At 69.2% G+C, this 10,772-nt stretch carries 10 protein-coding genes; 4 read left to right on the forward strand and 6 right to left on the reverse strand.

Annotation, left to right across the window (positions count from 1 at the left end; translation table 11 throughout):
* Together JF597_RS48010 and JF597_RS48015 are read left to right on the forward strand one after the other, a co-directional pair.
* On the forward strand, positions 1 to 2,625 hold a 2,625-nt coding region (locus JF597_RS48010; protein ID WP_294011885.1), incomplete at its 5' end, for an amino acid adenylation domain-containing protein.
* Between the two features lie 188 nt (positions 2,626 to 2,813).
* Complete coding sequence (locus tag JF597_RS48015; protein ID WP_294011887.1) at positions 2,814 to 3,737, forward strand: TauD/TfdA family dioxygenase; 924 nt, start codon at positions 2,814 to 2,816, stop codon at positions 3,735 to 3,737.
* Between the two features lie 498 nt (positions 3,738 to 4,235).
* Here JF597_RS48015 and JF597_RS48020 read toward each other — a convergent pair whose 3' ends face one another.
* The 5 genes from JF597_RS48020 to JF597_RS55875 form a co-directional block, all read right to left on the reverse strand.
* Positions 4,236 to 5,006, reverse strand: coding sequence for an alpha/beta fold hydrolase (locus JF597_RS48020; RefSeq protein ID WP_294011889.1), 771 nt, complete (start codon positions 5,004 to 5,006; stop codon positions 4,236 to 4,238).
* Positions 5,007 to 5,033: 27 nt separating this feature from the next.
* Positions 5,034 to 6,845 carry a non-ribosomal peptide synthetase gene (locus JF597_RS48025; RefSeq protein ID WP_294011890.1) on the reverse strand — a complete coding sequence of 604 codons (1,812 nt, stop codon included), beginning with the start codon at positions 6,843 to 6,845 and terminating at the stop codon, positions 5,034 to 5,036.
* Positions 6,846 to 6,923: 78 nt separating this feature from the next.
* A complete protein-coding gene (locus JF597_RS48030) occupies positions 6,924 to 7,928 on the reverse strand; it encodes a TauD/TfdA family dioxygenase (protein WP_294011891.1) in 1,005 nt (334 codons plus the stop codon).
* Positions 7,929 to 8,517: 589 nt separating this feature from the next.
* Positions 8,518 to 8,679 carry a hypothetical protein gene (locus tag JF597_RS55870; protein WP_366916556.1) on the reverse strand — a complete coding sequence of 54 codons (162 nt, stop codon included), beginning with the start codon at positions 8,677 to 8,679 and terminating at the stop codon, positions 8,518 to 8,520.
* Positions 8,680 to 8,910, reverse strand: coding sequence for a transposase (locus JF597_RS55875; RefSeq protein WP_366916557.1), 231 nt, complete (start codon positions 8,908 to 8,910; stop codon positions 8,680 to 8,682).
* On the opposite strand from JF597_RS55875, the gene JF597_RS55880 reads away from it, so the two are divergent.
* Positions 8,909 to 9,061 (forward strand): LuxR C-terminal-related transcriptional regulator, encoded by a 153-nt coding sequence (locus tag JF597_RS55880; protein ID WP_366916558.1) that lies wholly within the window; start codon positions 8,909 to 8,911, stop codon positions 9,059 to 9,061. The genes JF597_RS55875 and JF597_RS55880 overlap by 2 nt on opposite strands.
* 80 nt (positions 9,062 to 9,141) lie before the next feature.
* Here JF597_RS55880 and JF597_RS48040 read toward each other — a convergent pair whose 3' ends face one another.
* Positions 9,142 to 10,080 (reverse strand): TauD/TfdA family dioxygenase, encoded by a 939-nt coding sequence (locus JF597_RS48040; protein WP_294011892.1) that lies wholly within the window; start codon positions 10,078 to 10,080, stop codon positions 9,142 to 9,144.
* 458 nt (positions 10,081 to 10,538) lie between these two features.
* On the opposite strand from JF597_RS48040, the gene JF597_RS48045 reads away from it, so the two are divergent.
* On the forward strand, positions 10,539 to 10,772 hold a 234-nt coding region (locus JF597_RS48045), incomplete at its 3' end, for an acyl carrier protein (protein WP_294011894.1).

Below are 10,772 nucleotides of genomic sequence, written 5' to 3' on the forward strand. Positions count from 1 at the left end.
GTGCTCGATCCGGCTGAGCGGCGCCTGCTCTTGGAGGAGTGGAACGACACGGCGGTCGAGGTCGAGGTGGCGTCGTTGACGTTGCCGGGGTTGTTCGCGGCGCAGGTGGCGCGGACGCCGGATGCGGTGGCGGTGGTGTTCGAGGGTGTCGAGCTGTCGTATGCGGAGTTGGATGCGCGGGCGAACCGGCTGGCGCGGTTGCTGGTCGGCCGGGGTGTGGGTGCGGAGTCGGTGGTCGCGGTGGTGATGGAGCGCGGCGTCGATCTGCTGGTGGCGCTGCTGGCGGTGTTGAAGGCGGGTAGCGCGTATCTGCCGGTCGACCCGGAGTACCCGGCGGACCGGATCAGCCACCTGCTCCGCGACGCTGGGCCGGTGTTGACGATCACGGACGGCGTGAGCGCCGGGCCGCGCGAGTTGGCCCTGGGGGCTCCCGGGACCATCGCGGACCTGGCGGCTGCCGACGCCAGCGACCTGCCGTCCTTGGCGCTGCGTCCGGACCATCCGGCATACGTGATCTACACCTCCGGTTCCACCGGTGTGCCGAAGGGCGTGCTGGTGGAGCACCGGGCGATCGCGGCCCAACTGCGCTGGATGGCCGACCGGTTCCCACTCGGGGCGCAGGACCGCATGCTGGCGCGTACCTCGGTGGGCTTCGACGCCTCCGTGTGGGAGCTGTGGTTGCCCCTGCTGACCGGCGCCCGGGTGTGCCTGGCTCCCTCCGATCTGTCCCGGGATCCCGCGCAGTTGGCGGCGTTCCTCACCGAACACGGCATCACGGCGGCCCAGTTCGTTCCGTCCCTGCTCAGCGTGGTCGTCGACGCTGTCACCGACGGCGCGAGGTTGCCGCTGCGGCGGGTGTTCGTCGGGGGCGAGGCGCTCACCCCGGCCCTCGCGGCCCGCACGGCCGCCTCCTGGGGTGTGCAGGTGCACAACCTCTACGGTCCGACCGAGAGCACCGTGCAGGTGGTGACGCACGCCTTCGATCCTGCCGCCGACACCGGGGCGGTGCCGATCGGGCGTCCGGTGGCCAACACCCGGGTGTATGTGCTGGACGGTTCGCTGGCCCCGGTGCCGGTGGGTGTCGAGGGTGAGTTGTATCTGGCGGGTGTGCAGTTGGCGCGTGGGTATGTGGGTCGTGCCGGTTTGACGGCGGAGCGGTTCGTGGCCTCGCCGTTCGGGGTGCCGGGTGGGCGGATGTACCGCACGGGTGACCGGGTCCGCTGGAACGCCGAGGGTCAGCTGGTGTATTTGGGTCGCGCGGACGACCAGGTGAAGATCCGCGGCTTCCGGATCGAGCCCGGCGAGGTCCAGTCGGTGGTGGCCGGGCACCCGCAGGTCGCGCAGGCGGCGGTGGTGGTGCGTGAGGACGTGCCGGGTGACAAGCGCCTGGCCGTGTACGTTGTCGCGGACGGCGATACTGCCGAACTCGCCTCGTCGGTCCGTGAGTTCGTTGCTGAGCGGTTGCCGGCCTACATGGTGCCGTCGGCGGTCGTGCTGTTGGACGCGCTACCACTGACCGTGAACGGCAAGGTGGACCGCAAGGCCCTGCCGGCCCCGCAGTATGCCGTGAGTGCGAAGGCTCCCGACGGCGCCGGCTCGCTCAGTGCCCTCGAGCAGACCGTGTGCGACGCGTTCGCGAAGGTGCTGGGGTTGGAGAGCGTCGGGCTCGACGACGACTTCTTCGCCCTGGGCGGGCACTCGCTGCTGGCGGTGTCGCTGGCGGAGGAGCTGCGGTCGCGTGGTTTGTCGGTGACGGTGCGCGACCTGATCACCAACCCGACTGTGGCGGGACTGCTCAGCAGGCTGTCCCTGTCGTCGGTCAAGGACGCGCTCGGCGGAATGCTTTCCATTCGGTCGAGCGGCAGCAAGTCGCCGTTCTTCTTCGTGCATCCCGGAAGCGGGTCGAGCTGGTGCTACCTGCCGCTGGCCCGGTACATCCCGCAGGAGTATCCGCTTTACGGGCTGCAGGCCGACGGGCTCGACGGCACGAGTGAACTCGCGACCTGTGCTGTGGAGATGGCCGCGGCGTACATTGAGCAGATTCGTTCCGTGCAGCCGAGCGGCCCCTACCATCTGGTGGGTTACTCCTTCGGGGGGACGGTGGCGCATGAGATCGCGGTGCAACTCCAGGCTGCGGGTGAGCAGGTGGCCGCGCTGGTCATTCTGGACACCTTCCCGGCGGAGCAGGACGCGGATCCCGCCGCGGTCGGCGAGGCATCCCGCAACGCTGGGGAGGCGGACCGGTCCGACGACCCGGCGAGCTCGTCGGTGTCCGGCGAGAACGACGTGCGCGCCCGGAGACTCCGGGAGCTCCGGACGGATATGGGCGCTGTCCTCGGCGGGATCTCGGACGAGGAGCTGAGCCGCGTCCTGCGGGTCTACGAGAACAACAGCCAGCTGTGGGTGGAGCACCGGACCGGTCGGTTCGGCGGGGATGCCCTGGTGGTGGTCGCGGCGGAGGGCAAGGCGACCGATGTGCCGTGGGCGCAGCGGTGGGAGCCGTACATCTCTGGGGAGATCACCGAGGTGAGCCTTCCCTTCGCGCACGCCGACATGATGCGGCCTCACACGCTGGGCCAGGTGTGGGCCGCCGTCGAGGGGTGGCTGGGCTCGGGCCGGTCGTAGCGGGGCCGGTCCGAACCGGAACCCGGAGCCACCTCAAGCCGGAACAACCCTCCGGCGAGTGGAGAAGTGGGGCCGGCTCGGGCCGGAAAAGTGGGGCCACTTCCAGCCGTTGACGCCACACAACCCCCGCCAAACCGGCTCGGTAGCAATGCGACCACGACGTGACTTTCAACCATCCGGAGAAACAGATGACAACAGTACTCAGCAACCAGGCGCAGGGCGTACAGGAGGCCAGCGCGCCGCTCCTGCTCGAAGAGGCTTCGGCCGAACAGGTACGCGCCGGTCTCAGGGCCCGTGGGGCGGTCCTGCTGCGCCGGGCCGGCGGTCGGTCGCTGGCGGAGTTCGAGTCCTTGGCGGACGAGTTGATGACTCCGCTGGTACATCATGCGGTCGCTGGCATGGAACGTGAGCCGGTGAGCGCGGACGGTGCGACGGCGACGGTGAACAAGGGCCGGGGCTCCATCCCGCTGCATCGGGAGCTGTCGTACGCGCCCGGCGCACCCGATCTGCTGATGTTCCTCTGCCAGACGCCGCCGACCAGTGGTGGGCAGACCATCCTGTGCGACGGTGTCGTCCTGTTCGAGGCCCTGGACGAAGCGACGCGCGACTTCCTGCGAACCGGTGAACTCGTCTGGAGGTGGGAGGTGTCGCCCGCGCGCTGGCGCTCCGCCCTGGGCGTCACCACCCAGGAGGAGGCGCTCACCGCGGTCGAGGCGATCAACGGCCTTTCGCGCGACGGCGGCTCCCTCAGCGGGGCGTTCGAGGGGGCGACGTTCAAGGGCGCCTACCGGACCGGCTTCGTCACCCGCCCCGGCGACGGGCTCCGTGAGGCATTCTGCAACTCCGTGCTCGTCACCGTCCCGGTCGGCGATCCCGCGCAGGAGCGGGTGAGCGACGCGAACAACACCGCCACGCTGGGCGACGGCTCGGCCTTCCCCGACCTGCTGCTGCGCGACATCGCGGCCAGGGCCGAGGCGGTCACCTACGACATGGCCTGGCAGGCAGGCGACATCGTCGTGCTGGACAACACCCGGTACCTGCACGGGCGCCGTTCCATCCTCGACACAGAGCGCCGGATCCTGACCCGGGTGGGCCACAGCCGCAGGCCCTGAGCCCGGATCCACAGAGTCGTATTCGGTGAGTGCGGCTCTGCGCGGCACCGGGTCAGGTAGTTGCGGCGCCGGTAGCCGACCTGGCCCTCCACGACGCCCTTCTCGTGGGCGCCGCGAAGCCCGGGCTCGCAGTAGAACGGCGTGATCGAGAAGTGCCGGCGGAAGTCGGTCCGGCGGGGATGCTCCTCGCGGGAGCGGCTCTTGCTGATCACCCGGGACACCGCGGGCGAGAGGTTGTCGTAGTGGATCTGGCCGCCAGGGACGCCGCCGAGCGTGCGGAACGCGTGCATGTGGCCGTCCAGAAAGGCCTCCTGCCCGCAGGAGGCGGTGATGCGGTGGACCGCCTTGCCGGAGTAGGCCGGCCGGAAACGCGAACAGGTCGCGGCCGGGTCGTCGGACGGCGCGGGCTCGGGGCCGGCGGGAACGCCGAAGCGCGGGTGCCGAGGCTGTGATACAGCCTCGGCACCCGCGCTGTTGGTCCGAGAGACCCGGGGGGCGTCAGCGGGAGCTGAACGCCCCGGAGAGGGCCGGGATGTAGGTCGGAATCCGACTCCAGACCTGCGGCGTGTAGAAGTGGCCGCCGGGCAGGACGTCGTGCCGGAAGTCACCGGTCGCGAGGTCCCGCCAGTACTCGCCGGCGTTGGGCTCGATCACCGTGTCCGTCTCGCCGGTCAGGACCTGCAGCGGCACACTGACCTTCGAGCCGGGAACGTAGTGGAAGGTGTCCCGGACCCGGATGTCGGCCCGCATCAGCTCGACCGCGAGTTCCTGCAGGTCCGGGTCGTTGACGACGTGCTCGGGCAGCATCCCGTGCATGGTCATCCAGCCGAGCAGCTGCTCGTCGCTGTCCTGCTGAGTCGGGGACCCGTCCTGGGCGGTCAGCCCGCGGTGGGCCGCGTTGGCGGAGGACACCACGAGCGCCTCGGGCGCGGGGCCGCCGAGCCGCTCGATGCGCACGGTGACGTCGAAGGCCATCCAGCCGCCCATGCTGTGACCGAGGAGCACATAGGGGCCCTCGGTCGCGGCGGAGAGCACCGCCTGGGTCGTGTCGTCGGCGAGGGCGTCCCAGGTCTGGGCGAAGTCCTCCATGAAGCGGCCTTCCCGGCCCGGGTAGCAGATGGCGGCGAGGTCGACGTCCGGAGGGAGGACGCCGCCCCACTGGTGGTACTGCCCGGTGCCGCCGCCGCAGAAGCCGAGGCAGATCAGGGTGCGGGCGGCATTCTCCGTTCGGCGGGATCGGACGACGATGAGGTCCTGGGCGGTGGCCATGGGTGGCATCCCTTGCGGTGTGAATGGTCAGGGGGTCTCCGGAGCTGCGGCGAGCTTGGCCTCGACGTACGCGGCCAGTTCGCGCAACTGCGGGTGCTGGTACACCTCTTTGGTCCGCACGGCGAGGCCGAGCTCGCGCTTGAGCCGGCTGATGACGCGCAGCGCGACGAGCGAGTGGCCGCCCAGTGCGAAGAAGTTGTCGTCGGCGCTGATCCGCTCCCGGCCCAGGACCTCCGACCAGACCTCGGCGAGCAGCTTCTCGACCGTTCCCTGGGGCTCGACGAACTGCTCGGCGGGTGCCGCATGCGGCGCGGGCAGTGCCTCCCAGTCGACCTTGCCGTTGACGGTCAGCGGAATGGCGTCGACCGCCACGAAGACCGAAGGGACCATGAACTCGGGGAGCACTGCCGCGCAGTGGTCGCGCAACTCCGCGCCGGTCGGCGGCTCGTCGGCGACGTAGTAGGCCACCAACTGGTCACCGAGCGCGGGGTCCCGGTAGCCGGTCAGCACGGCGGTGGTCACCCGGGGGTGCGAGGAGACCGCGGCCTCGACCTCGCTGAGTTCGATCCGGTAGCCGCGGATCTTGACCTGGCGGTCGACCCGGCCGATGAAGTCCAGCGAACCGTCGGCTCGCAGGCGGACCAGGTCTCCGGTGCGGTACATCCTCCCTCCTTGCCCGCCGTCGGGCAGGAAAGGCCCGTTGCCGTTCGCCGCGAACGGGTCGGCGACGAAGCGCTCGGCGGTCAGGGCCGGCCGGTTGAGGTAGCCCAGGGCCAGGCCCTCGCCTGCCAAGTACAGCTCGCCCGTCTCACCGGGACCGGTCACCTGCCGGAGGTCGTCGCCGACCACGTACGCCCGGGTGCCCGGCAGCGGGTGACCGATGTGCGCTTCCCCACCGGTGATCCAGGCACTGGTGGCGTCCACGGTGCACTCGGTCGGACCGTAGAGGTTCACCGCTTCGAGCAGCCCGTTCGCCGTCGCCTTGGATATGTCCTGCCAGGTCCGCTCCGGCACCGGCTCCCCGCCCATGAACAGACGCGGCAGCGGGCCGTCGGCACCGCTGTCCAGCAGGCAGGTCCGCACCAGCTCCCAGTGGGAGGGGGTGAGGTCGAGGTCCTGGATGCCGTACGCGTCGAGCAGGGTCCGGAGCTGGACGGGATCGGTGCGCTGGTCCTCGTCGAGGATGGCGATGGTGTCGCCGCGGCAGATCCGCGCCCACTGCTTCACCGAGGCATCGAAGGAGACACTCGCGTTCCAGCCGACGACCCGCGGCTCTTCGGCGTAGACGCCGGCCCGCTCCAGGGCCGTGACCAGGTCTGCGACGGATCCCCGTCCGACCTGGACGCCCTTGGGCCGACCGGTTGAGCCCGAGGTGTAGATCACGTACGCCGGGTCGAGCGGATTGGCGGCCACCGGCTCCGAGCCGGCGGCTTCGGAAGCGCCGGTCGCGGAGTCCGGGGCGACGACGTCGAGGCCGGATGCCCCCAGGACGTGGTCGGGGGCGCCCAGCAGTACCCGGATGCCGGCGTCCTTGGCCATGAACTCCAGGCGGTCCACCGGATAGCGGGGGTCCAGCGGGAGGTAGGCCGCACCCGCCCGCCACACCGCGAGCAGCGACACGACCAGCTGGGTGCTGCGCGGCAGGCTGACCCCGACCAGGTCGCCGGCGCCGATGCCACGGGCGGCCAGAGCGCCGGCGAGCTGTGCGGTCCGCCGGTCGAGCTCGGCGAAGGTGAGCTCACCGTCGGCGCCCCGTAGGGCGATCCGGTCCGGGGCGTGCTGTGCGGTAGCGCGGAAGCGTGCTACCAGGTCAACCGGCTTCTGGCCGAGGTCAGTCACGGGAACGGGCTCCTTGTGCACAGGAATGGGGCATGGCGCGGCCACCGGACCGACCCGGCCTGACGGCGCCGCTCAGGTTCAGGCGAACGCGGGCGAGGGCTCGACGGTCGGCCGGCACTCGGAGAGCTCGACCGGGTCGCCCATGGCCACCACGATCTTCCGGTCGCCGCGGAACGGATCCCGGCCGTGTGCGGTCAGGATGTTGTCGACCAGCATCACGTCGCCCGGCTGCCAGGTCTCGCGCACCGTGGCCGCGTCATAGGCCGCCTGGATGGCCTGGAGGTCCTCGTTGCTCAGCGCGGCCCCGTCACCGAACTCGGTGTTGAACGGAAGACCGTCGCGTCCGAACTCATCGACCAGCGCCTCCCGCAGGTCTTCTTCCAGCGCCCACTCGTTCCAGAAGAGCAGGTGGTTGAACCACACCTCCTCGCCACTCGACGGATGGGTGATGATGCCGGGACGGATCTGGCTTGTCTTCAGGGTGCCGTCGTCGTACCACTGGTGGCCGATGAGGTTGTCCGCGCAATAGCGCGCGACCTCGTCCACGTCATCGGTGGCGAACGCGGTCTGCCAGTCCGTGGAAATGTGCTCGGAGTAGCTGCGCGAGAGTCGCCACCCGGCGGTCCGGATCTTCTCGACCACCTGATCGGGGAGCGCGTCAAGGACCTTCCGGCAGTCCGCGACGGGTGTCGCCCCGCCCTGCGACGGTGCGATCAGGCAGCCGAACAACAACCGGCCGGGGAAGGTCAGCGTGTAGCTGTTCTCGTTGTGCATCCGGATCGACTGCGCGGCCGGGAGGTCCGTCGAAGAGAAGACATCGTCGCCGAGCCGGCTGCGGGGAGTGGTCTTCTCCCGGTACGGCGTCCGCTCGCTGATGAGCACGTCTCGGATCTGCGCGAAGTCATCGATGGTCGCCATCGGCAGACCTCGCAGATAGATCGCGCCGTATTTCCGCAGAGCCGCGGTCAGTTGCGGACGGACATCCTCGAGCCACGCGCGGACCTGTGTCATCCCGGTGAGACCGGCGACCTGCGTTATGGCCGGCGTGCCCTCAACGACCTGCCACTGCAACATATGTGACATAAAATCAGGTCCTCTCCAGTTCCTTGGACCGGTTATTGTCCCAATGTTAGGAGGATCGGTTGCGCCACGTTAAGGCGTTCAACGGGCCGATCGGCAGGCCGTTGCTGCAGGCCGCAAGATCGAGCGGCTCACCGACCGCGAGTGAGGAGCCACGAAGTTTCCGGACAGGCTTCTGGCGGTTTATTTCACGCGGCGATTCGCAACTTCTCGAACCCGGCGGGGACTTCGTGCGGAGGGCGGTAACCCACAGTGGATGACCGTTGCCAGGTACAGCCGGCCTTACCCGGTCGCGATATAGGCAATGCCACCGACGAGCTTCTCGCCGGGCGCATCCGCGGTGAAGTCGCGGCCGACGGGGTCCGCCCCCCGGCCGGCCGCAGCCCGTGTGAGGTTGAACCTCTTCGGCTGTGGCAGACAGGGAGTCAGGCCCGGTTCGCGCATGAGGCGGCGGACCAACTCAACGCCCGCGGCGACACCCCAGCGGTGCAGTTGGGCCTGGATACGCCAAGTCGGCCGCACATGAACTCGACGCTGTATGCGTACTTCTCGATGTCGAGCCGCATCTTGTCGATGAACTCGTGCTTGCTTGCTACCGAGGATCCTTCGCGAAGTATGCTGCGGCCTTTTTCGGGAAGGTGACTTCCGTTTCCGGCTCACGGTTACGTCGTTCGAGTTCCTTCAGGCGCGCCCGCTCGTTCACCGTCAGTTCCGGATCAGGGGCCGGTTCCTGCTCCTTCTGGTACTTCTTCACTCAGCCGCGGAGCGTCTCCGAGTTCAGCTCAAGCTCCCGGGCTGCTTCGGAGATCGTCTCGCTTGACCTCAACGCGATCTGGACGACTTCCTCGCGGAACTCCGGCGAGTACTTACCGGGTGGCGCCAACTCTTCCTCGTTTCCTTGTTCAGGACAACCCAATTGGGTGCCTGTCCGGAAACTGCGTGGCCCCTCAGAGCTCGAGGTCCTGACCCTGATCGGGTGCCGCATGTCCAACAGTGAGATCTCCGCCCACCTCTACATCAGCATGGCCACCACCAAGAGCCACGTGGCGCGCCTGCTCGCCAAGCTCGATGCACGCGACCGGGTGCGGCTCGCGGTCGCCGCCCATGAGGCGAAGACCGTCCCGCCGCCCGGGTGACGCCCCGGTCGCCACCGACCGAACCGGGATCCCTGGTCCACCGGCTGCGGACCAGGGCTCCCGCGTTCTGCCCGGTGCTCTCAGTGCGACATGGCGACCAGGACGCGGCGGCCTCCGGTGAACGCCCTGCGCCCGTGTGCGACGGCGACGTTGTCGATGACCAGGACGTCGCCCTGCCGCCAGCCGACGTCAACGGCCAGCGCCAGTCCCTTCTCGCGGATCTCGAGCACGTACTCGTCGGGGATGGGGGAGCCGTCGGCGAAGGTCACCGACTGCGGCAGCTCGTCCGCGGGGACGATGGCCGCGAGCTCGCGCATGGTCTCCTCGCCCAGCGTCGCGGGGTGCCACTGGTCCGCCTGGTTGAACCAGACCTCCTCACCGGTGATCGGGTGCCGGAGCGTCGAGGGCCGGACCTGACGCGTCCGCAGCGCATTGCCGGCGGTCCACTCCCAGCTCACGCCCGCCTCGGCCAGCAGCTTCTCGACCTCCGCCCGGTCGTCCGTCTCGAACGTCGCCTGCCAGCTCTTGCCGAAGCCTCTGCCACCGTGCAGGTACTGCCGGTAGCAGACACCGCCGCCGAAGTCCGCACGGATCCGTTCGTCGAGTGCCGCCAGCCAGGAGGCGCCGTCCAGCAGCGGAGTGGCGCCTCCCGTGGTGGCCGGCTGTACGCAGCAGAAGAGCAGCCGGGAGGGCCAGGCGTGGGCGTAGGACAGCTCGCTGTGCATGGAGATCGCGTACTCGGGCGGGTACTCCGTCGAGGTGTAGACGTTGTCGGAGACCTTGGTCCTGGGCGTGTTCCCGTGCACGTACGCGAGGCGCTCGGGCAGCAGGGCGGGCATCACGTCCGCCAAGGACGCCTCAGTGACGTCGAAACCCCGGAAAAGCAGGGCCTGGTGACGGCTCAGCAGTTCGCCGACGGCGACCGAGTCGAGGTACTCCATCAGTCCCCGGGTGGTCGCGGCGGCGCCGGTATTCTCGGGCGTGAACCGTTGCGGTGCCCAGCCCTGCTGAACGCTCATGGGGGATACCTCCTTGGTGGTTGGGGCGTTGGGCGTCGAGTCGTTCAACCTACGGGGCGCCGCAGTTGGACGCACCGGTTCGGTTCGGCCGCCTGCCGGGAGCGTCAGCCGTGCCGATAGCCCGGGCGGTTGTTCGGCGTCGTTCAACCGGAGCGCCAACGCAGTTGAACGGTGGCTGTGTGATCATCTGGAGGCCGGTGCGGGTGGCCTGGCACGGCTTGTCGGTGGAGTCCCGTCCAGGAGCCTGATCGAGGCGATGAAGAAGTGGCGCCCCTGCTGTTGGGCCGGCCTGCTGAGGCAGCCCGCCAGCAGGGGTCTGGCATTACGGCGAGTTCTGGCCCGTACGGCGCGAAGCGCCGGTTCGAGCAGGCACTGCTCCATCTCGCGGTCCCACGCATCCGCGGGCCGTGGACTATGAACTGACGTTTCATCATATACCCGATGAAAGAGGGACTTCGATGACTGATGGGACAGTGGGTGTGCGGGTGTCGGGTGAGGACATCGAGCGGTGGTTGATGGAGCGGGTATCCTATTACCTGGAGACGCCGGTGGGGGAGATCGATCCGGGTGTCTCGCTCGCCGAGTACGGGTTGGAGTCGGTGTACGCCTTCGCGTTGTGCGGGGACATCGAGGACACGTTGGGTGTGACCGTGGAGCCCACCCTGGTGTGGGACGTCGACACGGTTGCGGCT

It is taken from the genome of Streptomyces sp. (assembly GCF_019510245.1).
Classification (GTDB): Bacteria; Actinomycetota; Actinomycetes; order Streptomycetales; family Streptomycetaceae; genus Streptomyces.

Excerpts from the sequence above, each read along its gene's own strand:
- JF597_RS55880 (WP_366916558.1), top strand. The coding sequence starts at position 8,909 with ATGTCCAACAGTGAGATCTCCGCCCACCTCTACATCAGCATGGCCACC.
- JF597_RS55875 (WP_366916557.1), bottom strand. The coding sequence starts at position 8,910 with ATGCGGCACCCGATCAGGGTCAGGACCTCGAGCTCTGAGGGGCCACGC.
- JF597_RS48020 (WP_294011889.1), bottom strand. The coding sequence starts at position 5,006 with ATGGCCACCGCCCAGGACCTCATCGTCGTCCGATCCCGCCGAACGGAG.
- JF597_RS48015 (WP_294011887.1), top strand. The coding sequence starts at position 2,814 with ATGACAACAGTACTCAGCAACCAGGCGCAGGGCGTACAGGAGGCCAGC.
- JF597_RS48030 (WP_294011891.1), bottom strand. The coding sequence starts at position 7,928 with ATGTCACATATGTTGCAGTGGCAGGTCGTTGAGGGCACGCCGGCCATA.
- JF597_RS48040 (WP_294011892.1), bottom strand. The coding sequence starts at position 10,080 with ATGAGCGTTCAGCAGGGCTGGGCACCGCAACGGTTCACGCCCGAGAAT.